Origin of the sequence: Streptomyces sp. NBC_00663 (assembly GCF_036226885.1) — a bacterium.
Taxonomy (GTDB): domain Bacteria; phylum Actinomycetota; class Actinomycetes; order Streptomycetales; family Streptomycetaceae; genus Streptomyces.
This window is the reverse complement of record NZ_CP109027.1, coordinates 2481214-2505254: the sequence shown is the minus strand read 5'-3', so window position 1 is coordinate 2505254 and position 24041 is coordinate 2481214. Positions and strand designations below refer to the sequence as shown.

Annotated in this window: 20 protein-coding genes and 1 riboswitch; of the genes, 11 read left to right on the top strand and 9 right to left on the bottom strand. The window is 71.4% G+C overall.

Annotation, left to right across the window (positions count from 1 at the left end; genetic code table 11):
• Window positions 1-46: 46 nt before the first annotated feature.
• From OG866_RS11205 to OG866_RS11190, 4 genes are all read right to left on the bottom strand, one after another.
• On the bottom strand, window positions 47-727 hold the full coding sequence (locus tag OG866_RS11205) for a response regulator (protein WP_329333851.1): 681 nt from the start codon (window positions 725-727) through the stop codon (window positions 47-49).
• On the bottom strand, window positions 727-2391 hold the full coding sequence (locus OG866_RS11200; protein ID WP_443063517.1) for an ATP-binding protein: 1665 nt from the start codon (window positions 2389-2391) through the stop codon (window positions 727-729). Before OG866_RS11200 ends, OG866_RS11205 begins: the two co-directional genes overlap by 1 nt.
• 131 nt (window positions 2392-2522) lie before the next feature.
• On the bottom strand, window positions 2523-3467 hold the full coding sequence (locus tag OG866_RS11195) for a sucrase ferredoxin (RefSeq protein WP_329333848.1): 945 nt from the start codon (window positions 3465-3467) through the stop codon (window positions 2523-2525).
• A gap of 56 nt (window positions 3468-3523) precedes the next feature.
• Window positions 3524-4783 carry a citrate synthase gene (locus OG866_RS11190; protein ID WP_329333846.1) on the bottom strand — a complete coding sequence of 420 codons (1260 nt, stop codon included), beginning with the start codon at window positions 4781-4783 and terminating at the stop codon, window positions 3524-3526.
• A gap of 98 nt (window positions 4784-4881) precedes the next feature.
• Between OG866_RS11190 and OG866_RS11185 the strand changes: the two genes are divergently transcribed.
• Window positions 4882-6057: a citrate synthase/methylcitrate synthase gene (locus OG866_RS11185; RefSeq protein WP_329333844.1), complete on the top strand. Its 1176-nt coding sequence runs from the start codon at window positions 4882-4884 to the stop codon at window positions 6055-6057.
• A 168-nt stretch (window positions 6058-6225) separates the two neighbouring features.
• Here the strand turns inward: OG866_RS11185 and OG866_RS11180 are convergent, their stop codons facing one another.
• A complete protein-coding gene (locus OG866_RS11180; protein WP_329333843.1) occupies window positions 6226-6462 on the bottom strand; it encodes a hypothetical protein in 237 nt (78 codons plus the stop codon).
• A gap of 149 nt (window positions 6463-6611) precedes the next feature.
• Entirely contained in the window at window positions 6612-7109 is a 498-nt protein-coding gene (locus tag OG866_RS11175) for a DUF6082 family protein (RefSeq protein WP_329333841.1), read from the bottom strand.
• A 373-nt stretch (window positions 7110-7482) separates the two neighbouring features.
• Here OG866_RS11175 and OG866_RS11170 point away from each other — a divergent pair, with 373 nt between their 5' ends.
• Entirely contained in the window at window positions 7483-8550 is a 1068-nt protein-coding gene (locus OG866_RS11170; RefSeq protein ID WP_329333839.1) for a CobW family GTP-binding protein, read from the top strand.
• Here OG866_RS11170 and OG866_RS11165 read toward each other — a convergent pair.
• A complete protein-coding gene (locus OG866_RS11165) occupies window positions 8547-11003 on the bottom strand; it encodes a DNA gyrase/topoisomerase IV subunit A (RefSeq protein WP_329333838.1) in 2457 nt (818 codons plus the stop codon). The two genes, OG866_RS11170 and OG866_RS11165, sit on opposite strands and share 4 nt — an antisense overlap.
• Window positions 11004-11320: 317 nt before the next feature.
• On the opposite strand from OG866_RS11165, the gene OG866_RS11160 reads away from it, so the two are divergent.
• The 4 genes from OG866_RS11160 (at window position 11321) to OG866_RS11145 (ending at window position 16135) form a co-directional block, all read left to right on the top strand.
• The gene (locus OG866_RS11160) at window positions 11321-12715 is read left to right on the top strand and encodes a M16 family metallopeptidase (RefSeq protein WP_329333836.1); all 1395 of its coding nucleotides are present in this window, start codon (window positions 11321-11323) and stop codon (window positions 12713-12715) included.
• Window positions 12712-14100: a M16 family metallopeptidase gene (locus tag OG866_RS11155; protein WP_329333835.1), complete on the top strand. Its 1389-nt coding sequence runs from the start codon at window positions 12712-12714 to the stop codon at window positions 14098-14100. Before OG866_RS11160 ends, OG866_RS11155 begins: the two co-directional genes overlap by 4 nt.
• Before the next feature lie 191 nt (window positions 14101-14291).
• Window positions 14292-14454, top strand: a riboswitch (cyclic di-AMP (ydaO/yuaA leader).
• A gap of 12 nt (window positions 14455-14466) precedes the next feature.
• Window positions 14467-15231 (top strand): M23 family metallopeptidase, encoded by a 765-nt coding sequence (locus tag OG866_RS11150; protein WP_329333834.1) that lies wholly within the window; start codon window positions 14467-14469, stop codon window positions 15229-15231.
• Between the two features lie 208 nt (window positions 15232-15439).
• Window positions 15440-16135, top strand: a complete 696-nt coding sequence (locus tag OG866_RS11145; protein WP_329333832.1) for a GntR family transcriptional regulator — start codon at window positions 15440-15442, stop codon at window positions 16133-16135.
• 136 nt (window positions 16136-16271) lie between these two features.
• Here the strand turns inward: OG866_RS11145 and OG866_RS11140 are convergent, their stop codons facing one another.
• Window positions 16272-16553 carry an HPr family phosphocarrier protein gene (locus OG866_RS11140; protein WP_059198592.1) on the bottom strand — a complete coding sequence of 94 codons (282 nt, stop codon included), beginning with the start codon at window positions 16551-16553 and terminating at the stop codon, window positions 16272-16274.
• 198 nt (window positions 16554-16751) lie between these two features.
• Between OG866_RS11140 and OG866_RS11135 the strand changes: the two genes are divergently transcribed.
• From OG866_RS11135 to OG866_RS11120, 4 genes are all read left to right on the top strand, one after another.
• Window positions 16752-19568 carry a bifunctional acetate--CoA ligase family protein/GNAT family N-acetyltransferase gene (locus OG866_RS11135; protein WP_329333828.1) on the top strand — a complete coding sequence of 939 codons (2817 nt, stop codon included), beginning with the start codon at window positions 16752-16754 and terminating at the stop codon, window positions 19566-19568.
• A 52-nt stretch (window positions 19569-19620) separates the two neighbouring features.
• Window positions 19621-20208, top strand: coding sequence for a DUF5998 family protein (locus tag OG866_RS11130; protein WP_329333826.1), 588 nt, complete (start codon window positions 19621-19623; stop codon window positions 20206-20208).
• Window positions 20208-21401, top strand: coding sequence for an alkaline phosphatase family protein (locus OG866_RS11125; protein WP_329333824.1), 1194 nt, complete (start codon window positions 20208-20210; stop codon window positions 21399-21401). The genes OG866_RS11130 and OG866_RS11125 overlap by 1 nt, the downstream gene beginning before the upstream one ends.
• Before the next feature lie 62 nt (window positions 21402-21463).
• Window positions 21464-22111 carry a thymidine kinase gene (locus OG866_RS11120; RefSeq protein WP_329333822.1) on the top strand — a complete coding sequence of 216 codons (648 nt, stop codon included), beginning with the start codon at window positions 21464-21466 and terminating at the stop codon, window positions 22109-22111.
• A 6-nt stretch (window positions 22112-22117) separates the two neighbouring features.
• Here the strand turns inward: OG866_RS11120 and OG866_RS11115 are convergent, their stop codons facing one another.
• The gene (locus OG866_RS11115; protein ID WP_329333820.1) at window positions 22118-22894 is read right to left on the bottom strand and encodes a VOC family protein; all 777 of its coding nucleotides are present in this window, start codon (window positions 22892-22894) and stop codon (window positions 22118-22120) included.
• 294 nt (window positions 22895-23188) lie between these two features.
• Between OG866_RS11115 and OG866_RS11110 the strand changes: the two genes are divergently transcribed.
• Window positions 23189-24040 (top strand): sulfurtransferase, encoded by an 852-nt coding sequence (locus OG866_RS11110; RefSeq protein WP_329333818.1) that lies wholly within the window; start codon window positions 23189-23191, stop codon window positions 24038-24040.
• The last annotated feature ends 1 nt before the right edge of the window (window position 24041 follow it).

Genomic DNA, 24041 nt, shown 5'->3' with positions numbered 1-24041 from the left:
AGAGGGGAGGGCACGGTTCCTTCCCCCGCCCCCACGGGCCGTGCCCTCAGGCGCGGGTCGCCCACACGTAACGGTGTTCCGGGCGGCCCGCGTCGCCGTACTTGAGCGTGAGCCGGGCCCGTCCGGTGCGCTCCAGAAGCTTCAGATAGCGCTGGGCGGTCTGCCGGCTCACCCCTGTCCGGTCGGCGATCTCCTGGGCCGACAGCGGCCCCTCCGCGTTCATCAGGGACTGCCGTACGAGCTCCGCGGTCGTGGGGGAGTGCCCCTTGGGCAGATCGGGCTCCGACGGCGCGGACAGGGCGCCGAAGATACGGTCCACCTCGGCCTGTTCGGCCTCGCCGCCGCCGTCGAGCGTGCGGCGCAGCTCGGCGTACGCCTCCAGCTTGGCGCGCAGACCCGCGAAGGCGAACGGCTTGACCAGGTACTGAAGCGCGCCGTGCCGCATCGCGGCCTGCACGGTCGTGACGTCCCGCGCGGCCGTCACCATGATCACGTCGGTCTGGTGGCCCCGGCGACGCATCTCCTGAACGACCGAAAGGCCCGTCTCGTCGGGCAGGTAGTGGTCCATGAGGACCAGGTCGACGCGGGGCAGCAGCTCCACCTGACGCAGCGCCTCGGCCGCGTTGTGGGCCTCGCCCGCCACATGGAAGCCCGGCACCTTCTCGACGTAGGCGGCGTTGACCCGCGCGACCCGCGTGTCGTCGTCCACGACCAGAACCTCGATCATCACGACTCCTCCTCGGGGGCGGCGGGAACAGTCAGTGCCGGTTCTAGGTCGTCACCGGCCAGCGCCTCGGGCAGGACGACGGTGAACTCCGCGCCCCCTCCGTCGGCCTCGGTCACGCCGGCGCTGCCACCCTGCCGTTCGGCCAGGCGGCGCACCAGGGAGAGCCCGATGCCACGCTTTCCGTGCGCGGGCGGCTGCTTCGTGGACCACCCCTCGGTGAAGACCAGTTCACGATGCTCCGCCGGAATGCCGGGCCCCGTGTCCCGCACCCTGAGGACGGCGGTACGTCCCTCCGCACGCAATTCGACCTCCACGCGCGCGTGCGGCTTTCCCCCTACGGCGTCCAGCGCGTTGTCGACCAGATTGCCGACGACCGTGACGATCCCCCGGGGGTCGATCAGCCGGTCGGGGAGCCAGGTCCGGTCCGAGATCCACAGCGCGACCCCGCGCTCCGCGGCGACGGTCGCCTTGCCGACCAGCAGGGCGGCGAGCAGCGGATCCTTGATCTTCTCGGTGACCTGCTCCGCGGTGGCACGGTGGTCGCCGACCACCTCTCCGACGAACTCCACGGCGTCGTCGAACATCTCCAGTTCGAGCAGTCCGAGCAGCGTGTGCATGCGGTTGGCGTGCTCGTGGTCCTGGGCGCGCAGGGCGTCGATCAGTCCGCGCGTGGAGTCGAGTTCGCGGCCCAGCTGCTCCAGCTCCGTACGGTCGCGCAGGGTCGCGACGGCGCCGCCGTCGTCCGTGGGCATGCGGTTGGCGATCAGGACCCGCTGGCCGCGGACGGTGAGCAGGTCGGTGCCGGTCACGCGCCCGGCCAGCACGTCGGCCGTGCGGCCCTCGCCGAGCGCCTCGTCGGGGGAGCGGCCCACGGCCTCGTCGCCGATGCTCAGCAGCCGCTGCGCCTCGTCGTTGAGGAGGCGGACCCGGCCGGCCCGGTCCAGGGCGACGACGCCCTCCCTGATGCCGTGCAGCATCGCCTCGCGCTCCGCGAGCAGCGCCGAGATGTCGGAGAAGGCCAGGTCCCGGGTCTGCCGCTGGACCCGCCGGGAGATCAGCCAGGCGGCGAGCGCACCGACGGCCAGGGCGCCGCCGGCGTAGGCGAGCAGTCCCGGGATGGCGTGGATCAGCCGGGCCCGGACGCTGTCGTACGCGATGCCGACCGAGACCGCCCCGATGATGGTTCCGTCGCTGTCGCGCAGGGGCACCTTGCCGCGGGCCGAGCGGCCCAGGGTGCCCTCGTCGATCTCCATGACCTCCTCGCCCGCGAGCGCCCGCGCGGGGTCGGTCGAGACCTTTCCGCCGATCTCCTTCGGGTCGGTGTGGGACCAGCGGATGCCCTGGTTGTTCATGATCACGACGTACTCGGCCTGGGTGGCCTTGCGGATCCGCTCCGCCTCCTTCTGCACCGGCCCGTCGACCGAGTAGGGCGTGGTCTGCAGATCCCTGGCGATCTGCGGCTGCTGCGCGGTCGTCTGGGCGATGGCGAGGGCGCGTCGCATCGCCTGGTCGTCCAGCTGGTTGCTGAGCGGTGCGAGGAACAGCCCGGTCGCGAGCACCGTGACTCCCGCGGCGATCGCGAGCTGCATCAGCAGCACCTGCGAGAACATCCGCCGCGGCAGCCCGAGGCGGAGGCGTCGTACGGGGGGAGTGGGGCGGCTCATACCCATGACGGTACGCGGAGGGGTACGGGCTGCCGCAGGGGTGTGGCGTGGATCTCTTGATCAACCCACTTGATCAGCGGATGACCCACTTGATCGGTGGACGAGGCCCTTGACCACCTTGTTCGGCTTGTTCAGCTCGCCAGGGCCGAGGACGGCGTCAACTCCCGCACCGCCGTCACGTCCATCCGCGCGGGCGAACCGAGCACCGACGTCCCGCAGCTCTCCGCGCGGGGCGGCAGGGACGCGCCCTGGGCCACCACGACCCGCCAGTGGCGGCCGTCCACGTGCGCGACGGTCACCTCCCACCGGGGTGCCGCGCCCTCCGTCCGTACGACGATCAGAGCGTCCGCCCCGTACTCGTCCGCCGCCGCACGCACGGCCAGCTCGGCCGCCTGCCCGGGCCGCTCCCAGGCCGAGCTCCCGCGGCACCCCTCCAGAACGATCCGGCCGTCCTGGGCGCTGTGGAGGATCTCCTTGACGGCGGGGGCCCCGACCCGGCCGTACGCGTAGCCGTACGGCAGCACGAGCATCGTCGGCGAGAAGCGATGTCCACCCAGATGGGTGACCTCCCAGACGCCCTCGACCCCGGAGGCGGACAACTCGGCCGCGAGCGGCCGCCCCAGGAGGGCGCAGCAGCGGTCGCGCTTGCCGTTGGTGCAGACGAGGGCGAGCGGGGCGCCGGTGTGGGCCCGCCCGTCCAGCGCCGCGTCGAAGCTGCGGTGGTCGCCGGTGCCGAGCGCGGCGAGGTCCAGGTCGAGCAGGCGCCGTGGATCGTGGATCGTGGCGCTGCGCAGCCAGACGTTTCCGGGGGCGGTGTGGGACACGTACACCCGGCGCGCGGAGGGGGTGTGGCAGTCCGCGTGCCGTCCGGGGCGGCGGATGAGGGCGACGCGGACGCCTGTGCCCTTGGCCGCCCGCTCCAGGGCGCGGCCCAGCACGGGGTCCAGATGGCTCGACGTGAGCGCGTGGGCGCCCCAGGGGCCGGGCTGTTCCAGGAGCAGCCAGGTCCTGGCGGTGGCCGCGGTGCCCGCGATGGGCTCGTCGAGGTCCCGGGAGACGGTTGAACACGTACTCACAGAGGTGAGCCTAACCTGACTTGCCCGACGGCGGCTTCCGGCCGCGCGCTGGTGCGCTACTCGGGGAGCGGCTGAGGGGGCTTGGCGCCGATATAGAGCCCGCTCGGCCGCATGCGCAGTGGGCGTTCCCCGTACTCCTCCAGGGCGTGGGCGATCCAGCCCGCCGTCCGGGCGACGGCGAAGATCGTCTCTCCGGCGGTGGCGGGCATCCCGGCGGAGGAGGTGAGGACCGCGAGCGCCAGGTCGACGTTGGCGTGCAGCGGGGTGTGGCGGGCCGTGGTGGCCACGACGTCGCGGGCCGCGAGGAGGGCGGGCTCGGCGCGGGGGATCTCCTCCAGAAGCTCGAACAGGGCACGCGCGCGTGGGTCCTCGCCGCGGTAGAGCCGGTGGCCGAGCCCGGGGATACGGCGCCCGGCCCGTAGTTCGTCCGCGATCACGGGGCCGGCGTCGCCCTGTTCCAGTACGTCGTTCAGCAGCCGGTGGGCGAGGCCGCTGGCCGCACCGTGCAGCGGGCCCTCCAGCACGCCGAGCCCGGCGGAGACGGCCGCGTAGGCGTGCGCCCGGGCCGAGGCCGCAACACGCACCGCGAGCGTGGAGGCGGCCAGGTCGTGGTCGACGAGCAGCCCCAGAGCGGTGTCCAGGACGCGCAGGGACGCCTCGTCGGCGGCGCGCCCGCTGAGGCGCGCCCACAGGCGCCGGGCCAGCGAGCCCTCGTCGCGGTGGCCGGCCCGCACCGGAGGCAGGGCGGCGACGAGGGTGGGGATGAGGACGCGCGCGGTGCCCAGGACGGCGTCCTCGGACAGGTCGAAGCGCAGCGGGTCCGAGGCCGCGGCGGCGATGGCCGCGACCCGCAACCGGTCGGTGGGCGAGGCGTGTTCGGGCAGGGCGTCGACGGCACGGCGGGCGACCGCGACGGAGGCGTCGGGCGCGGTGAACGCCATGCCGGGCTGCATCCGCCCGGTCCAGAGCCACTCGGCGATCTCCTCGTAGGAGTGGCGTGCGGCCAACTGGGTCGCGTCCACACCTCGGAAGTAGTACCTGTCCGCGTCGATGAGCGTGATGCGGGTCCGTACCGCCAGTTCCCCGCCGGAGCCTGAACTCCCGCCGCCCTCGCGCTTGTTGCGCCGGGCGAGGGTCTCCACCTCTCGGGCGTCGAAGGTGCTGCCGCGGCCGCCCGGCAAGCGTCGGCTGCTGAGCTGCCCCCGGCTCACATAGGCGTACACGGTCTCGGGCTTCACGCCCAGCAGTTCGGCCGCCTCTTTGGTGCTCAGCCGCCGGTCGCCGTGAGGGGTGGGGGCGGGTTCGTGATCGCGCATGGGCCTCACCGTATCCGTATGGACTACATATTGATCCAATCAATATTGACAGTGAATGAGTCAATCACGGACAGTCGAATCAAGTCCAGGGAGGAAACATGTCCGTCAACAGGGCCGCAGCCACCCTTGTCGACGTGCCGCGAGGACTCGCGGGCGTCGTCGTCACCGACACCGAGATCGGTGACGTCCGAGGGATCGAGGGCTTCTACCACTACCGCCAGTACTCGGCCGTCGAGCTCGCGCAGACCCGCAGCTTCGAGGACGTCTGGCATCTCCTGGTCCACGGCGAACTGCCGGACGCCGCCCGGAGCGCCGCCTTCACCGCCGAGACCGCGGCGCTGCGCCGGTTGCCGGAGGGCGTCCGTGCCGCGCTGCCGGCCATCGCGGCGGCAGGTGCGGCCTCCGGTCCGCTGGCCGGGATGCGTACGGCGTTGTCGCTGCTGGGAGCGGCGAAGGGCTTCCGGCCGGTGTACGACATCGACGCGGACCGGCGGCGCCGGGACACGATCGTGGCGACGGCGGCCGTGCCGACGCTGCTCACGGCCCTGCACAGGCTGGGGCAGGGGCTGGAACCGGTCGAGCCGCGCGAGGACCTGTCGTACGCGGCCAACTACCTCTACATGCTGACGGGTTCGGAGCCGGAGCCGCGACAGGCGAGGGCGATCGAGCAATACTTGATCTCAACCATTGATCACGGCTTCAATGCATCAACCTTCGCGGCCCGTGTCATCACCTCGACGGGGGCGGATGTCGCCGCCTGTCTGATCGGCGCCGTAGGAGCGCTGTCGGGGCCCTTGCACGGCGGGGCGCCCAGCCGGGCGCTGGACACCCTCGATGCCATCGGCACACCGGACCGTATCGACCCCTGGATCCGCGCACGCGTGCTTGCGGGGGAGCGAATCATGGGTTTCGGCCACGCGATCTACCGAACCGAAGACCCGCGCTCGCGCATGCTCCGTCAGATCGCGGAAGGTTTCGGCGGCCCCCGCGTCGCCTTCGCCGTCGAGGTCGAACGCCGGGTGGAGGCGATCCTCGCGGAACTGAAGCCCGGCCGCGAACTCCACACCAACGTCGAGTTCTACGCGGGCGTGGTCATGGAACTCTGCGGCCTGCCCCGAGAGATGTTCACGCCGACGTTCGCGGCGGGGCGGGTGGTGGGATGGAGCGCCAACATCCTGGAGCAGGCGGAGGACTCGAAGATCATTCGGCCGGTGGCGCGGTATGTGGGGCCGGGGGCGCCGGTGGCGGTGCCCAGCGCAGAAAGAGCCGCCTGATACGCGTGCGGCCTGGTGCCGTTCTGGCGCCAGGCCTCATCGGTGGAGATCGAGCAGGGACGGGGTGACGGGCTGCTCGCCGGTGGGTGCCCGGGATGCTTCGTGGTTGCGTGCGGCCGGGCAGGGCTCTTACAGGTGACGAGTCCGGTCTGGACGCGTGCCTGTGCTTCAGACGTCGGGGATGTCCGCTTTGGCGCGGATCAGGGTCTCCCGGCTCACGATGACGATGCGCTCGTAGGCGGCGCGGGAGGCATCGGCGGGGAGTTCACGCTCAAGCGCCTCGGTGGCTTCGGTTCCGATGACGGCGAAGTTGCCGTCGCTCAGCTCGAACACGTCCGGGCAGCTGGCGCCCGTGTTGGAGCCTCGGGCGCTTGGAGGCACACCGATGCGGCGCAGGATTTTCAAAGGGTATCGGTCCTTCGCATGTGTATGGGCACAGTGCTGGGCAGAACCGTACTTCGGTTGGTGAGGGCTGCGCGGTCACGCCGTCAAAAGTCGCTGACTCGTGTTGTAGGTGTGACGGTGCGGCCTGAGGCGATGCGGGCGAGCGAGGATCACTCGGACGGAGGGGTACCCACCACCCACCACTCTTCCGTGTCCGCCTCGTCGAGGTCCCGTACCAGCCCGTCGATCATGCGCCCGACACTCGCCTCGTCCGACGACTGCTTCAGGTTCGCCCGCTGGGCCTTCGACGCTTCCCAGTACTCGCGGAACAACGGATTCTGGAGCAACTCGCGCATGGCTATGTAGAGTTCCTCCTGGTCCAGGACCTCGGCTCGGAACAGATGGAACAGGTAGGCGTACCACGCGTTGGCGTAGAGGAACTGGCGACGCTTCGCCGCCGGGATGCTCTTGTCGTAGGTGTCGATCACCGCGAAGAGAGTGGGATCGTCGATCGCCCTGGACAACAGTTCCCAGTGCATGCGCTGCTGATGTGCGTAGCCGTTGCGTCGAACCTGCAATGCGTCGAGTTCCAGTTGCCTCTCGTGCAGCCGTGTCTCGGCCAGGCGCCGTTGACGCACTGCCATCGTCGCTGTGGCGGTGGCAGCCACGAGCGCAAACGTGGCGGACCTCAGCCTCCCCGCGAAGTGCCTAACTGTGGCCATGTCAACCCCCGGATCAGGCGGCCGTCCGCCGGTCGTCGGTGCGGGTCGACAGAGGGACCGGCGAGCGGAGGGCGGCGCTTGCCGTCTCCCAGGGTGCCGAGCGGCTCTGATCGGCGGGGGAGGCGGAGAGGAGGCGCACGGAGGGAAGTGAGGGTCGCACGAACCGGCGCCATGCCCAACGTCTGCCCCGCAAGTGCTGCTAACAATCGTTCACTTCGCGGTGATTCTTCCGGCTCGTATCCTGGTTCGGCATTCCAACCTCGTACGTGCGCCGGAACCGCGATCCGGTGCGCGCACCAGCGTGAAAGAGGGTCGTACGTTGCGTCAGCCGAGCCCCGGTCAGCGGCAGATCCCGGTCGTCGTCCTCGCCGGATTCCTGGGTTCCGGCAAGACCACCCTTCTCAACCACCTCCTCCACCGCAGCGGCGGCAGCCGCATCGGCGCGATCGTCAACGACTTCGGTGCCATCGAGATCGACGCCATGGCCGTCGCCGGCGCCCTCGGCGACTCGACCGTGTCGCTGGGCAACGGCTGCCTGTGCTGTGCCGTGGACGCCAGTGAGCTGGACGTCTACCTCGAACGCCTCGCCCGCCCCGACACCGGCATCGACGTCGTCGTCATCGAGGCCAGCGGTCTCGCCGAGCCTCAGGAACTCGTGCGCATGCTGCTCGCCAGCGAGCATCCGGGCATCGTGTACGGCGGACTCGTCGAGGTCGTCGACGCCGCCGAGTTCGACGACACCCGCGCCCGGCACCCCGAGATCGACCGGCATCTCGCCCTCGCCGACCTCGTCGTCGTCAACAAGCTCGACCGCGCCGCCGACGGCGACCGTGTCCTCGGGCTGGTCCGCGACCTCACCGACCGCGCTGCCGTCGTACCCGCCACCTACGGCCGTATCGACCCCGAGTTCCTCTTCGACTGCCGGCCCAGCGAGGAGCGCGTCGGGCAGCTGTCCTTCGACGACCTCCACCACGGGCACGAGACCGAGGACCACACCGGGCATCTGCACACCGCCTACGACAGCCTCTCCTTCGTCTCCGAAGTGCCGCTCGATCCGCGCCGGTTGATGCAGTTCCTCGACGGGCGGTCCGAGGGGCTGTACCGGATCAAGGGGTACGTCGACTTCGGGCCGTACGACATCCTCAACCGGTATGCCGTGCACGCCGTCGGGCGGTTCCTGCGGTTCTATCCCGAGCCCTGGCCCGCCGCCGACGAGCGCCTCACCCAGCTCGTCCTCATCGGCTCCAGCATCGACGCCCCCGCGCTCGGCAAGGAACTGGAGGCGTGCAAGAGCGACGCCCCGCACACCGCCGACGAGCACGGTATGTGGGGCGTCCTGCGCTACGTACAGGGTCCCGAAGACGACCTTCAGGAACCCGGGATCTAGACCGGTCCCGCCACCACCGACACCGTCTTCGCCAGCGACACGCCCGAACCGTCGCGGCGCGGGTCCATCTCCGGGAGGTCGGCCGGTGTGCCGTTCTTCTGGGCCGCCTTCGCCGGTACGGCGCCCGCCCAGGCGAAGGACAGACAGTCCTCGCCCTTCAGGAAGCGCTGGCAGCGGACGCCACCGGTGGCACGGCCCTTGCGCGGGTACTGGTCGAACGGGGTCAGCTTGGCCGTCGTCTGGACGGAGTCGTCCAGCGTGCCGCGCGAGCCCGCGACCGTGAAGACCACCGCGTCGGCCGCCGGGTCCACCGCCGTGAAGGAGATGACCTTCGCGCCGTCCGTGAGCTTGATGCCCGCCATGCCGCCGGCGGGGCGGCCCTGGGGGCGGACCTGTGCGGCCTGGTAGCGCAGCAGCTGCGCGTCGTCCGTGACGAAGACCAGGTCCTCGTCGCCCGTGCGCAGCTCGACCGCGCCGACGATCCGGTCGCCGTCCTTGAGCGTGATGACCTCCAACTCCTCCTTGTTCGAGGGGTAGTCGGGGACGACACGCTTCACGACGCCCTGTTCCGTGCCGAGAGCCAGGCCCGGCGACGACTCGTCGAGGGTGATCAGGCAGACCACCGTCTCGCCGTCGGTCAGGGAGACGAACTCCGACAGGGGGGCTCCGCCGGAGAGGTTCGGGGCCGACGCCGTCTCCGGCAGTTGTGGCAGGTCCACGACGTTGATCCGCAGCAGGCGGCCCTCCGAGGTCACCGCGCCGATCTCGCCGCGCGCGGTCGCCGGGACCGCCGAGATGATCACGTCGTGCTTGACGCGCTTGGCGTCGGCGTCCGCCGGGAAGGGCTCGCCGTTGGCCGTACGCGCCAGCAGGCCCGTCGAGGACAGCAGCACCCGGCACGGGTCGTCCGCCACCTGGAGCGGCACGGCGGACGCGGGGGCGCCCGCCGACTCCAGCAGGACCGTACGCCGGTCGGTGCCGAACTGCTTGGCCACCGCGGCCAGTTCGGTGGAGACCAGCTTGCGCAGCTCCGCGTCCGAGTCGAGGATCGCGGTCAGCTGCTCGATCTCCGTGTTGAGCCGCTCCTTCTCCGCCTCCAGCTCGATGCGGTCGAACTTGGTGAGACGGCGCAGCGGGGTGTCCAGGATGTACTGCGTCTGGATCTCCGACAGGGAGAAGCGCTCCATGAGGCGCTGCTTCGCCTGCGCGGAGTTCTCGCTCTGCCGGATGAGGCGGATGACCTCGTCGATGTCGATCAGGGCCGTCAGCAGGCCCTCGACCAGGTGAAGCCGGTCGCGGCGCTTGGTGCGGCGGAACTCGCTGCGGCGGCGGACGACCTCGAAGCGGTGGTCGAGGTAGACCTCCAGGAGCTCCTTCAGCCCCAGCGTCAGCGGCTGGCCGTCGACCAGCGCGACGTTGTTGATGCCGAAGGACTCCTCCATCGGCGTCAGCTTGTAGAGCTGCTCCAGGACCGCCTCGGGCACGAAGCCGTTCTTGATCTCGATGACCAGACGCAGGCCGTGCGCTCGGTCGGTGAGGTCCTTGACGTCGGCGATGCCCTGGATCTTCTTCGAGCCGACCATGTCCTTGATCTTGGCGATGACCTTCTCCGGGCCGACCGCGAAGGGCAGCTCGGTGATGACCAGGCCCTTGCGGCGGGCCGTCACCGTCTCCACCGACACCGTGGCGCGGATCTTGAAGGTGCCGCGGCCCGTCTCGTACGCGTCCCGGATGCCGGCCAGACCGACGATCCGGCCGCCCGTGGGCAGGTCGGGGCCCGGGACGTACTTCATCAGGGTGTCCAGATCCGCGTTCGGGTAGCGGATCAGATGGCGGGCGGCGGCGATGACCTCGGAGAGGTTGTGCGGCGGCATGTTCGTGGCCATGCCGACCGCGATGCCGGACGAGCCGTTCACCAGCAGGTTCGGGAACGCGGCGGGCAGGGCCACCGGCTCCTGCTCCTGGCCGTCGTAGTTCGGCGCGAAGTCGACCGTGTCCTCGTCGATCGACTCGGTCATCAGGCTCGTCGCCTGCGCCTGCCGGCACTCGGTGTACCGCATGGCGGCCGGCGGGTCGTCGTTGCCCAGCGAGCCGAAGTTGCCGTGGCCGTCGACCAGCGGCACCCGCATCGAGAAAGGCTGGGCCATGCGCACCAGGGCGTCGTAGATCGACGAGTCGCCGTGCGGGTGCAACTTACCCATCACCTCGCCGACCACGCGCGCGCACTTCACATAGCCGCGGTCGGGGCGCAGCCCCATCTCGTTCATCTGGTAGACGATGCGCCGGTGCACCGGCTTGAGGCCGTCGCGGGCGTCCGGCAGGGCTCGGGAGTAGATGACCGAGTACGCGTACTCGAGGAAGGAGCCCTGCATCTCGTCGACGACGTCGATGTCGAGGATCTTCTCCTCGTACGAGTCGTCGGGCGGCGGGGTCTTCGTGCTGCGGCGGGCCATCGCTGCCGGCTCCTCTTTTCTGGTCGCTCGCCTATGGGTCGCTCGCGCCCCTTCGGCTCACTCTTGCTCAAGCGTGAACGGGATCTGACGCGGACCATTGTGGACCCCGGCACTGACAACGCGGACGACGACCCGACGTCAGCTCTCCCGCCGGAAGTTCACCCGCGCCGCACGGCGGCCCGTCCGCAGGCTACGGGATCTCGCTGTCGGCGTACGACCACCGGGAACTTCACCGGTGGTCCGCACGCTTGCATACAGTGGCAGGACCGGCAGAAAAACGCGGTTACGGCAACCGCACCGCGATCGAAGGGACGTACATGCCCATGGGTCACACGGCCACAGACCAGGCAGGCACCGGGGGCCTGACAGCGACCGAGCACCGCCTGGCCAACGGGCTGCGCGTGGTGCTCTCCGAGGACCACCTGACCCCGGTCGCGGCGGTGTGCCTCTGGTACGACGTCGGCTCGCGCCACGAGGTCAAGGGGCGTACCGGACTGGCTCACCTCTTCGAGCATCTGATGTTCCAGGGCTCCGGCCAGGTCAAGGGCAACGGCCACTTCGAGCTCGTCCAGGGCGCCGGCGGCTCGCTCAACGGCACCACCAGCTTCGAGCGCACCAACTACTTCGAGACCATGCCCGCCCACCAGCTGGAGCTCGCGCTCTGGCTGGAGGCCGACCGCATGGGCTCGCTGCTCGCCGCCCTCGACGACGAGTCGATGGAGAACCAGCGGGACGTGGTGAAGAACGAGCGCCGCCAGCGCTACGACAACGTCCCCTACGGCACGGCGTTCGAGAAGCTCACCGCCCTCGCCTACCCGGAGGGCCACCCCTACCACCACACCCCGATCGGCTCGATGGCCGACCTGGACGCGGCCACCCTGGAGGACGCCCGCGCGTTCTTCCGGACGTACTACGCGCCGAACAACGCGGTGCTGTCCATCGTCGGCGACATCGACCCCGAGCAGACGCTCGCCTGGGTCGAGAAGTACTTCGGCTCGATCGCGTCCCACGACGGCAAGCCCGCCCCGCGCGACGGCTCGCTGCCCGAGGTCATCGGCGAGCAGCTGCGCGAGGTCGTCGAGGAGGAGGTCCCCGCGCGCGCGTTGATGGCCGCCTACCGGCTGCCGCACGACGGCACGCGCGAGGCCGACGCGGCCGACCTGGCCCTCACCGTCCTCGGCGGCGGCGAGTCCTCCCGCCTCTACAACCGGCTCGTCCGCCGCGACCGTACGGCCGTCGCGGCCGGCTTCGGTCTGCTGCGGCTGGCCGGAGCGCCCTCCCTGGGCTGGCTGGACGTGAAGACGTCCGGTGACGTCGAGGTGCCGGTCATCGAGACCGCCATCGACGAGGAGCTCGCCCGGTTCGCCGCGGAGGGCCCCACGGACGAGGAAATGGAGCGCGCCCAGGCCCAGTTGGAGCGCGAGTGGCTGGACCGGCTCGGCACCGTCGCGGGCCGCGCCGACGAACTGTGCCGCTACGCAGTCCTGTTCGGCGACCCGCAGCTCGCCCTCACCGCGGTCAACCGCGTCCTGGAGGTGACCGCGGCGGAGGTCCAGGAGGTCGCCAAGGCCCGCCTGCGCCCCGACAACCGCGCGGTGCTCGTCTACGAACCCGTCTCCGGGGAGACCGCCGAGGACGCGGACCCGCCCGAGGACCCCGAGGCCGAAGCCACCGTCGAAGCCGGTGACAAGAACGAGGAGGCGGCCAAGTGACCGAGCTCGCCACGATGGAGTTCCAGCCCCAGCCCCAGGCGGGCGAGGCCAAGCCCTGGGCGTTCCCGGCCCCCACGCGCGGGACGCTCCACAACGGCCTCACCGTGCTGCGCTGCCACCGCCCCGGCCAGCAGGTCGTCGCCGTCGAGGTCCTTCTCGACGCCCCCCTGGACGCCGAACCGGCGGGCCTGGACGGCGTCGCCACGATCATGGCGCGCGCCTTCTCCGAGGGCACCGACAAGCACTCCGCCGAGGAGTTCGCCGCCGAGCTGGAGCGCTGCGGCGCCACCCTCGACGCGCACGCCGACCACCCCGGCGTCCGCCTGAGCCTCGAAGTCCCGGTCTCCCGGCTGCCCAAGGCGCTCGGGCTGCTCGCCGACGCCCTCAGGGCGCCCGCGTTCGCGGACGACGAGGTCGAGCGCCTGGTCACCAACCGCCTCGACGAGATTCCGCACGAGCTGGCCAACCCCTCGCGCCGGGCCGCCAAGGAGCTCTCCCGGACGCTGTTCCCGGCGGACCTGCGCATGTCCCGCCCCCGCCAGGGCACCGAGGAGACCGTCCAGAACATCGACTCGGCGGCCGTACGCGCCTTCTACGAGAAGCATGTCCGCCCCGCCACCGGCACCGTCGTGGTCGTCGGCGACCTCACGGACGTCGACCTGGACGCGCTGCTCGGCGACACCCTCGGCTCGTGGACCGGCTCCGCGGCCGAGCCGCGCCCGGTACCGGCCATCACCGCCGACGACACCGGCCGGGTCGTCATCGTGGACCGCCCCGGCGCCGTCCAGACGCAGCTGCTGATCGGCCGTATCGGCGCCGACCGGCACGACCGCGTGTGGCCCGCGCAGGTGCTCGGCACCTACTGCCTCGGCGGCACCCTCACCTCCCGCCTGGACCGCGTCCTGCGCGAGGAGAAGGGCTACACCTACGGCGTGCGCGCGTTCGGGCAGGTCCTCAGGTCCGCCCCGGACGGCACCGGTGCCGCGATGCTGGCCATCAGCGGCTCCGTCGACACCCCGAACACCGGCCCCGCCCTCGACGACCTGTGGACGGTGCTGCGCACCCTCGCCGCGGAGGGGCTCACCGACGCCGAGCGTGACGTCGCCGTGCAGAACCTCGTCGGTGTGGCACCGCTCAAGTACGAGACCGCGGCGGCCGTGGCGAGCACGCTGGCGGACCAGGTCGAGCAGTACCTGCCCGACGACTACCAGGCCACGCTGTACCGGCAGCTCGCCGCGACCGGCACGGTCGAGGCCACCGCGGCGGCCGTCAACGCCTTCCCGGTGGACCGTCTGGTGACGATCCTGGTCGGCGACGCGGCGGCCATCAAGGAGCCCGTGGAGGCCCTCGGCATCGGTGAAGTGACCGTGGTGTCGGCCGAGTAGAGCACGCGCGCGTGAAGGGGCCCTGGCGACTGATGCGTCACCAGGGCCCTTTGATGTCCGAATTGAAGGTTGGTTGCCCGTTTGCCCTGTGGGATGCGCTACAAACTTCCTGATCCGTTTGGGGATTGAAAGTGGCCCCCCTTAGCGTCGTCCGGGCTGTTCGTCACGCAGTGCGCCGCATCCGCGGCACCGGACAGTCATCGCCGAGTCCCCGTACGGCGCGAGCCAGGGGAGCCGGGGACCCATGCAGTCCCTGGGGTGAATCGGATGCCCGCGCGTCAGCGAGGGGGTCCGTAGGAGACCTTCCTGCTCCGAACCCGTCAGCTAACCCGGTAGGCGAGAGGGAAGGAAAGGATCAGCCACTACATGGCGTTCACGCGCGCCACCGGGAAGCACCGTGCCCCGAGCCGGATGAAGCGCACCACCGCCCGTGCGGCGGGGATCGCGGCTCTCACCACCACCGGCGTCATCGGCACCCTCGCCGCCCCGGCCCTCGCCGCGGAGCCCGCGGCCGAGCAGACCGGCCTCATCCCGGTCGTCACCATCGGCGACTCGGTCGCCGACCAGATCGACGCCCAGGCCGAGGCCCAGCAGCAGGCCGCCGAGGAGGCCGCTCAGCAGAAGGCCGAGGAGCTGGCGCGCAAGAAGGCCGCCGCCAAGGCCAAGAAGGAGCGCGAGGCCAAGGAGCGCGCCGCCCGCGCCGCCGCCGAGCGCAAGCGCCTCAGCTCCTACGTCGCCCCGATCTCTGGCTCGTACATCTCCACCGGCTACAAGGCCGGCGGCGCCGTCTGGTCCTCCGGCAGCCACACCGGGGTCGACTTCCACGCCGCCAGCGGCACCTCCGTCCACGCGGTCGGCTCCGGCACCGTCGTCGAGGCCGGCTGGGGCGGGTCGTACGGCAACAACATCGTGATCAAGATGAACGACGGCACGTACACCCAGTACGGCCATCTGTCGTCCATCGGTGTCTCGGTCGGCCAGACGGTCACCCCGGGCCAGCAGATCGGCCTGTCCGGCGCGACCGGCAACGTCACCGGCCCGCACCTGCACTTCGAGGCCAGGACGACCGCCGAGTACGGCTCGGACATCGACCCCGTCGCCTACCTGCGCTCGCACGGTGTGAACGTCTGACACGCGGTGTGAACGTCTGACGACGGATCGCAGGATCTCCCGGAACCCCGGCTCACCCGAGCCGGGGTTTCGCCGTTTTCGGTACCCGGCTGTCCAAAAAATATCCATGGATTCCGGTCCGCCATCGGAAATTCCCGCTCTTTGCAATAGAGTCACTGAACACACGTCAATCATCGACGTTTCACGGGGATTAAGACGGAGGTCGGTCATGCGTATTCCGGCGCACTCGGTATGCACCGCGATCAGGGACGACATCGTCTCCGGTGTCCACGAGCGCGGCAGCCGCCTCACCGAGGAACTCCTCGCCCGCCGCTACGGCGTCTCCCGTGTCCCCGTCCGGGAGGCCCTGCGCACGCTGGAGGCCGAGGGCTTCGTGGTGACGCGGCGGCACGCGGGCGCGTGCGTCGCCGAACCGACCGAGCAGGAGGCCGCCGACCTGCTGGAGATGCGGATGCTCCTGGAGCCGCTGGGCGCCTCCCGGGCCGCCCAGCGCCGCACCGAGGCGCACCTCAAGGTCCTGCGCGGCCTGGTCAGGCTGGGGCAGGAGCGGGCCAGGCGGGGCAACAGCGAGGATCTGCGCTCCCTGGGCGGCTGGTTCCACGAGACGCTCGCGCAGGCCTCCGGCAGCCCCGCGCTGACCTCGATGCTGACCCAGCTGCGCCACAAGATCTCCTGGATGTACACGGTGGACGCGCCCGCCAACCCCGCCGAGTCCTGGGCCGAGCACGGCGCGATCGTCGACGCCGTGGCACGCGGCGACGGGGAACGCGCGCGTGCGGTCACCGCGCTGCACACCGAGCGCTCGACCGCCGTGCACCGGCTCCGATTCCGCGCCGCGGGAGATCGGCCCGATCGTGTGAGGAACTCGCAACATCCCGTAAACATGACGAGCCTGCGGCATTAACACGAGGGCCGTATACAAAGAGGAAGTAATTCGCGGGGATTATTTCTGCTGCCCGTCCGAGGGAAATGCAAAGGGCCCGCCCGATAAACTCGGACGAGCCCTTCAGTGGTGCCGTGATTCAGTCGGCCCCGATAAATCAGACGGTCTCGGGAAGCTCCTCGAGCCCCTCGGAGACCAGCTTCGCCAGACGGTCGAGGGCGGCGTCCGCACCCTCGGCGTCCGACGCGAGGACGATCTCCTCGCCGCCCTGGGCGCCCAGGCCCAGGACCGCCAGCATGGAGGCCGCGTTGACGGGGTTGCCGTCGGCCTTGGCGATCGTCACGGGGATACCGGAGGCCGTGGTGGCCCGGACGAAGATGGAAGCGGGGCGGGCGTGGAGGCCCTCGGCCCAGCCGACGTTGACGCGGCGCTCAGCCATGTGATGCTGCCCTTCGGTGTTCAGGGTTGTCTAGACCAGTTTCCCACACGTGAAGTACCTCCGGAGCGGACCTTCGTCCCGTCCGGGGTGAGTCGTCGGACCGCGGCCTCGGTCCGACTTCCGTCCTCTTGCGATCCTCTTGCGCTCTCCACAGACTGCCTCGCGCCGTTGTCGTACGCGAGCCGTACTCTGGGGCCCATGCAGACCTCGTCGGACCGGCACGAGTACCCCTCCCACTGGGAGGCCGACGTGGTGCTGCGCGACGGCGGCACCGCGCGCATCCGCCCCATCACCGTTGATGACGCCGAGCGCCTGGTCAGCTTCTACGAGCAGGTCTCGGACGAGTCGAAGTACTACCGCTTCTTCGCGCCCTACCCGCGCCTGTCCGCAAAGGACGTCCACCGCTTCACGCACCACGACTTTGTGGACCGGGTGGGGCTCGCCGCCACGGTCGGCGGCGAGTTCATCGCCACCGTACGCTACGACCGCATCGGCGCCGACGGAATGCCCGCGACCGCTCCCTCCGACGAGGCCGAGGTCGCCTTCCTGGTCCAGGACGCCCACCAGGGACGCGGTGTCGCCTCCGCCCTCCTCGAACACATCGGTGCCGTCGCCCGCGAGCGCGGCATCCGCCGCTTCGCCGCCGAGGTGCTGCCCGCCAACACCAAGATGATCAAGGTGTTCATGGACGCCGGGTACACCCAGAAGCGCAGCTTCGAGGACGGCGTCGTACGCCTGGAGTTCGACCTCGAACCCACCGACCGCTCGATGGCCGTGCAGTACGCGCGCGAACAGCGCGCGGAGGGGCGGTCCGTGGAGCGGCTGCTCAAGCCCGGCTCGGTCGCGGTGGTCGGTGTCGGCCGCACCCCCGGCGGGGTGGGCCGCAGCATCCTCGACAACATCCGGGAGGCCGGCTTCACCGGCCGCCTGTACGCCGTGAACAAGGCCTTCACCGACAAGGAGCTCGACGGGATCCCGGCGCACCGCTCCGTGCGCGACATCGAGGGCCCCGTCGACCTCGCGGTCGTCGCCGTGCCCGCCGAACACGTCCCCGAGGTCGTCACCGAGTGCGGCGAACACGGCGTGCAGGGCCTCGTCGTGATCTCCGCCGGGTACGCGGAGAGCGGCCCCGAGGGACGCGAGCGCCAGCGCGAACTCGTCCGGCACGCACGCGCGTTCGGCATGCGGATCATCGGCCCCAACGCCTTCGGCGTCATCAACACCTCCCCGGACGTCCGGCTCAACGCCTCCCTCGCCAACGAGACCCCGCGCCCCGGCCGCATCGGGATGTTCGCCCAGTCCGGCGCCATCGGCATCGCCCTGCTCTCCCGGCTGCACCGACGCGGCGGCGGCGTCACGGGGGTCACCGGCGTCTCCACCTTCGTCTCCTCCGGCAACCGCGCGGACGTCTCCGGCAACGACGTCCTCCAGTACTGGTACGACGACCCGGACACCGACGTCGTCCTCATGTACCTGGAGTCCATCGGCAACCCCCGCAAGTTCACCCGCCTCGCCCGCCGTACGGCGGCGGCGAAGCCGTTGGTCGTGGTCCAGGGCGCCGGCTCCGCCCCTCAGGGGCACGCCGTACGGGCCACGCGGCTGCCGCACGCGACCGTGTCCGCGCTGCTGCGGCAGGCCGGCGTCATCCGCGTGAACACCATCACCGAGCTGGTCGACACCGGTCTGCTCCTCGCCCGTCAGCCCCTGCCGCGCGGCCCGCGCGTGGCGATCCTCGGCAACTCCGAGTCGCTCGGACTCCTCACCTACGACGCCTGCCTCTCCGAGGGGCTCAAGCCGCTGCCCCCGCTGGACCTGACGACGGCCGCCTCGGCGCAGGACTTCCACGCCGCGCTCTCGCGCGCGCTCGCGGACGACACGTGCGACGCGGTCGTCGTGACCGCGATACCGGCGGTCGGGGAGGGCGCCGCAGGCGATGCCGCGCTCGCGGAGGCGCTGCGGTCGGCGGCCGAGCGGGTACCCGGCAAGCCCGTCCTCGTCGTCCACGTGGAGCTGGGCGGACTGGCCGAGGCCCTGTCGGCCGCGACCAGCACGGCACCGCAGGCCGCGACGCCGAGCGCCTCCCACCCCTTCCGCGCCCTGGACCGCCTCGCCGCCAAGGACCCCGAGAAGACGCCCCGGACCGGCTCCCGCCTCATCCCCGCCTACCCCGCCGCCGAACGCGCGGTCCGCGCTCTCGGCGAAGCCGTGAAGTACGCGCAGTGGCGGCGCGAGGCGGCCGACCCCGGCAAGGTGCCGGAGTCCATCGACGCGGCCATCGACGAGAAGGGCGCCGCCCGGCTCATCGACGGCCTCCTCGCGCGCGGGCAGGGCCTCACGCTCGGCGCCGACGAGACCTGCGACCTCCTCGGCAAGTACGGCATCCCCGTCCACCGCGCCCTCGCCGCGCCCACCCCCGACGACGCGGCCGCCGCCGCCCGCACCCTTGGCTACCCCGTCGCCCTCAAGGCCACCGCCCCCCACCTGCGCCACCGCGCCGACCTGGGCGGCGTCCGGCTCGACCTCGCCGACGAGGAACAACTGCGGCGCGCGTACGCCGAGTTGACCGAGCTGTTCGGCGCGCCCGAGGAGCTGCGGCCGGTCGTGCAGGGGATGGCCCCGCGCGGCGTGGACACCGTCGTACGGGCCGTCATCGACCCGGCGGCCGGCGCGGTGCTCTCCTTCGGGCTCGCCGGAGCCGCCTCCCAGCTGCTCGGCGACACCGCGCACCGGCTGATCCCGGTCACCGACCGGGAGGCGGCCACCCTGGTGCGGTCCATCCGGACGGCACCGCTCCTGTTCGGCTGGCGCGGCTCGGCACCGGTCGACACGGCCGCCCTGGAGGAACTGCTGCTGCGGGTGTCCCGTCTCGTGGACGATCACCCCGAGGTCGTCGCGGTCACCCTGGAGCCCGTCGTTGTCGCCCCGCACGGCCTGAGCGTCCTCGGCGCGTCCGTCCGGCTGGCACCTCCGCCCGCCCGCGACGACCTGGGCCCACGGACGCTGCCGGCGTACTGAGACCTTCGTGAGCGGTGCCTCGCAGTCAGTGCACCCCCGTAGGATGGACGTCATGGCCAAGACCAGTACGACGACCCAGGGGCTGCGCGCGGCGATCGAGCGCAGCGGCTACTACCCGGCCCTCGTGGCCGAGGCGGTGGAGGCCGCCGTGGGCGGCGAGCCCATCCGGTCGTACCTGGTCCATCAAGAGACGACGTTCGACCAGAACGAGGTGCGACGGCACGTGACCGTGCTCGTCCTCACCGAGCAGCGCTTCATCGTCAGCCACACCGACGAGCAGGCCGCCGACACCACGTCCCCGACGCCGTACGCGACCACCTCCACCGAGTCGGTCAAGCTCGGCCGGATCTCGTCGGTCGTGCTCAGCCGCGTGGTCGCCAACCCGGAGCAGTACCAGCCGGGCACCCTGCCCCGCGAGGTCGTCCTGACCATCGGCTGGGGCGCCGTCTCCCGCATCGACCTGGAGCCCGCCGCCTGCGGCGACCCCAACTGCGAGGCGGACCACGGCTACACGGGCAACTCGACGGCGGACGACCTCAGCCTGCGCGTCAGCGAGGCCGGGGACGGCCCGGAGACGGTGCGCCAGGCCCTCGCCTTCGCGCAGTCCCTCTCCGAGGCGACCGCGGACATCACCCGCTGATGGCGCAGCCCACCGCCTGGGACCCGCACCCGGAACCGCTGGCCGTAGACTCCGCGCCCCTGCCCCAGTACGGCAGTGGCTCCCTCGCCGACCTCCTGCCCACGCTGGCCGCGGGCATGGGCGTGCCCGGGACGACCGCGACGATCACGGAGCTGGCCCCCGCCGACCGGAACTGCGTGTTCCTGATCGACGGCCTCGGCTGGGAGCAGCTGCGGGCGCACCCCGAGGACGCGCCGTTCATGGCCGCGCTCCTCGACAGCTCCCGCGGCGGCACCGGCCGTCCGCTGACCGCCGGCTACCCGGCGACGACCGCGACCTCCCTCGCCTCCGTCGGCACCGGACTGCCGCCGGGCGCGCACGGACTGCCCGGCTACACCGTGCGCAACCCGGACACCGGCGAGCTGATGAACCAGCTGCGCTGGCAGCCGTGGACGCAGCCGCGCGCGTGGCAGCCGTACCCCACGATCTTCCAACTGGCCCACGACGCGGGGGTGCACGCCGCCCAGGTGTCGTCGCCCACGTTCGAGAACACACCGCTGACCAAGGTGGCGTTGAGCGGCGGCAAGTTCCTCGGCCGCCTGTCCGGCGAGGACCGTATGGACCTCGCGGCCGAGCAACTGGCCGCCGCCGACCGCGCGCTGGTCTACACGTACTACGCCGAACTCGACGGCGCGGGCCACCGCTTCGGCGTCGACTCCGACACCTGGCGCGGCCAGCTCATGCACGTGGACCGCCTGGTCCAGCGGCTGGCGGAACAACTCCCGCCGAACAGCGCGCTCTACGTCACCGCCGACCACGGCATGGTCGACATCCCCTTCGACGAGCAGCACCGCATCGACTTCGACGAGGACTGGGAGCTGCGGGCCGGGGTCGCCCTGCTCGGCGGCGAGGGCCGCGCCCGCCACGTCTACGCCGTCCCCGGCGCCGCGAACGACGTCCTGACCTGCTGGCGCGAGGTGCTCGGCGAGCAGTTCTGGGTCGCCTCGCGCGATGAGGCCATCGCGGCGGGCTGGTTCGGCCCGCACATCGACGACCGTGTGTACGCGCGTCTCGGTGACGTGGTCGCGGCCGCGCGGGACGACGTCCTGATCATCGCGTCCGAGCGGGAGCCGAAGGAGTCGGCGATGGTCGGCAACCACGGTTCGATGACCCCTGCCGAGCAGCTGGTCCCGCTGCTCGAAGTACGCTCCTGAAACCCCCAGACCCGCTTGGCTCCGCCTAGCACCCACCCCTGCCGAAAGGTCCTCGACTTCCCATGCCCGAGCTGGTGTTCTTCTCCGGAACGATGGACTGCGGGAAGTCGACCCTGGCTCTCCAGATCGAGCACAACCGCTCGGCCCGCGGCCTCCAGGGCATGATCTTCACGCGGGACGACCGCGCGGGCGAGGGCAAGCTCTCCTCCCGCCTCGGTCTGGTCACGGACGCGGTGGAGGTCGAGGACGGCCAGGACCTGTACGCCTACCTCGTCGACCACCTCTCGCAGGGCGGCCGCGCGGACTACGTCATCGCCGACGAGGCCCAGTTCCTGGCGCCGGGACAGATCGACCAACTCGCCCGCGTGGTCGACGACCTGGGCCTGGACGTCTACGCCTTCGGCATCACCACGGACTTCCGCTCCAAGCTCTTCCCGGGCTCCCAACGCCTCGTGGAACTCGCCGACCGCGTCGAGGTCCTCCAGGTCGAGGCCCTCTGCTGGTGCGGCGCCCGAGCCACCCACAACGCCCGCACGATAGGGGGCGAGATGGTGGTGGAAGGCGCTCAGGTCGTGGTGGGTGACGTCAACCAGGCAGAAGCCATCGGCTACGAGGTCCTGTGCCGTCGCCACCACCGCCGCCGGATGACAGCGGCGACGGCAAGAGCGGCGGCGTTGTCCCCGGACGTGCTGCCGGTCAACTCGGTCTGAGGAGCCTCACCGCGCCGCCTCCACCACCGAGAAGCGTGCCCCCTCCGGGTCGGAGACCGTGGCCACGCGGCCGTGCGGGGTTTCGTGGGGGCGTTTGAGGATGTGGCCGCCCAGGGCGGTGAGGAGGTTCAGGGTGTCGTCCGCGTCGGCCACCTGGAAGTACGTCATCCAGTGGGGGCCCCGGTCGCGGGGGAGGGAGTTGCCGACGCCGTGGATGCCGGCGACCGGGTGGTCGGCGAGGCGGAGGGTGACGTAGTCGACGTCGGCGGAGACGACCGGCTCCTCGTCGTAGCCGAAGACCGTTTCGTAGAACTTGGTGACGCTCGCCGTCTCGAAGGTCAGCAACTCGTGCCAGGCCGGGGTGCCCGCGACCCCCGCGATGCCGGTGCCGCGGTGCGCTCCCGCCTGCCACACGCCGAACACCGCACCGGAGGGATCGGAGCCGATCGCCAGCCGTCCGGCGTCTCCCGCGTCCAGCGGCCCCACGCCCACCGTGCCGCCGCACAGCCGCACCGTCTCCGCCGTCAGGTCCACATCGTCCGAGGCGAGGTAGGGCGTCCAGGCGACGGGGAGGTGACGGTCGGGCGGGAGCTGGCCGATGCCGGCGACTTCCTGGCCGTCCAGCAGGGCGCGAACGTACGGGCCCAGCTGCTGCGGGCCGGGTTGGAATTCCCAGCCGAACAGCTCGGCGTAGAACTCCTGGGTCGGGGTCAGCCCGTGCACCATCAGACTCACCCAGCAGGGCGTGCCGTTCGGGCCGGCCGACCCATGTGCCTCGGTCATCGTCACTCTCTCCTCGACCCCTTGCGGCGGCCGTGTCGCCGCCGTGCTCCGGAACCCCGTGCCGATGCTCGCACCACCCGTGGTGCCGCGCGCCCGGGCGCGCCGCCGCTCCGTACCCTTCCCGCAGAATGCCCGGTGCGCGGTTCCCCGCCCGTTTCTGCGCGCTTGCTGACGGATGTCGATCGGCTGTACAGCATGTGCCCGATCCCGTACGCCTCGTGATCGGGCCTGCCCGGCGGAGCAGAGTAGCCGGACATGGACGATGCGGCCACCCCGTACGTAAGGATGGTGGCCATGAACGCCATCATCTCCGCATCCGAACTCGCGAGCGACCTGGCCGGCCCGAACCCGCCCGTGCTGCTCGACGTCCGCTGGCAGCTGAGCATGGCCAAGGCGGCCGGAGAGCCGCCTTTCGACGGTCACGCCGCGTACGCGGCCGGGCACATTCCGGGCGCGGTCTTCGTTGACCTGGACCGGGAGCTCGCCGCGACCCCCGGCGCGCGCGGCCGGCACCCGCTGCCCGACGTCGCCGACTTCGGCGCCGTGATGCGCCGGGCGGGCGTCTCGGCCGGGACGCCGGTGATCGTCTACGACGGCGGACAGGGCTGGGCGGCCGCCCGCGCGTGGTGGATGCTGCGCTGGACGGGTCACCCGGACGTGCGGGTCCTCGACGGCGGGTTGCCGTCCTGGGAGGGGCCCCTGGCGACGTCCGCGCCGACCCCGCCGGAGGGTGACTTCGTGCCGGCGCCGGGCGCGGTGGAACTCCTCGACGCCGACGGGGCCGCGGCTCTGGCCCGCTCCGGAGTGCTGTTCGACGCCCGCGCGGGGGAGCGGTACCGGGGCGAGGTGGAGCCCATCGACCGGGTCGGCGGGCACATCCCGGGCGCCGTGTCCGCGCCCACCAACGAGAACGTCGCCGGGGACGGACGCTTCCTGCCCGCCGAGGAGCTGCACGCCCGCTTCAAGGCCCTCGGCGTCTCGGACGACACCCCCGTCGGCGTGTACTGCGGTTCCGGCGTCTCCGGTGCGCACGAGGTGCTGGCGCTGGCGGTCGCGGGCATCCCCGCTGCGCTGTACGTGGGGTCCTGGTCGGAGTGGTCCTCGGACCCGTCGCGGCCGGTCGCCGTGGGGCCGGACCCGCAGTAGA

Bases quoted from the DNA above. Each gene is read 5' to 3' on its own strand.
- OG866_RS11205 (WP_329333851.1), bottom strand. From the start codon at position 727: ATGATCGAGGTTCTGGTCGTGGACGACGACACGCGGGTCGCGCGGGTC.
- OG866_RS11200 (WP_443063517.1), bottom strand. From the start codon at position 2,391: ATGAGCCGCCCCACTCCCCCCGTACGACGCCTCCGCCTCGGGCTGCCG.
- OG866_RS11190 (WP_329333846.1), bottom strand. From the start codon at position 4,783: ATGCGCGATCACGAACCCGCCCCCACCCCTCACGGCGACCGGCGGCTG.
- OG866_RS11185 (WP_329333844.1), top strand. From the start codon at position 4,882: ATGTCCGTCAACAGGGCCGCAGCCACCCTTGTCGACGTGCCGCGAGGA.
- OG866_RS11165 (WP_329333838.1), bottom strand. From the start codon at position 11,003: ATGGCCCGCCGCAGCACGAAGACCCCGCCGCCCGACGACTCGTACGAG.
- OG866_RS11160 (WP_329333836.1), top strand. From the start codon at position 11,321: ATGCCCATGGGTCACACGGCCACAGACCAGGCAGGCACCGGGGGCCTG.
- OG866_RS11150 (WP_329333834.1), top strand. From the start codon at position 14,467: ATGGCGTTCACGCGCGCCACCGGGAAGCACCGTGCCCCGAGCCGGATG.
- OG866_RS11145 (WP_329333832.1), top strand. From the start codon at position 15,440: ATGCGTATTCCGGCGCACTCGGTATGCACCGCGATCAGGGACGACATC.
- OG866_RS11140 (WP_059198592.1), bottom strand. From the start codon at position 16,553: ATGGCTGAGCGCCGCGTCAACGTCGGCTGGGCCGAGGGCCTCCACGCC.
- OG866_RS11135 (WP_329333828.1), top strand. From the start codon at position 16,752: ATGCAGACCTCGTCGGACCGGCACGAGTACCCCTCCCACTGGGAGGCC.
- OG866_RS11130 (WP_329333826.1), top strand. From the start codon at position 19,621: ATGGCCAAGACCAGTACGACGACCCAGGGGCTGCGCGCGGCGATCGAG.
- OG866_RS11125 (WP_329333824.1), top strand. From the start codon at position 20,208: ATGGCGCAGCCCACCGCCTGGGACCCGCACCCGGAACCGCTGGCCGTA.
- OG866_RS11120 (WP_329333822.1), top strand. From the start codon at position 21,464: ATGCCCGAGCTGGTGTTCTTCTCCGGAACGATGGACTGCGGGAAGTCG.
- OG866_RS11115 (WP_329333820.1), bottom strand. From the start codon at position 22,894: ATGACCGAGGCACATGGGTCGGCCGGCCCGAACGGCACGCCCTGCTGG.
- OG866_RS11110 (WP_329333818.1), top strand. From the start codon at position 23,189: ATGAACGCCATCATCTCCGCATCCGAACTCGCGAGCGACCTGGCCGGC.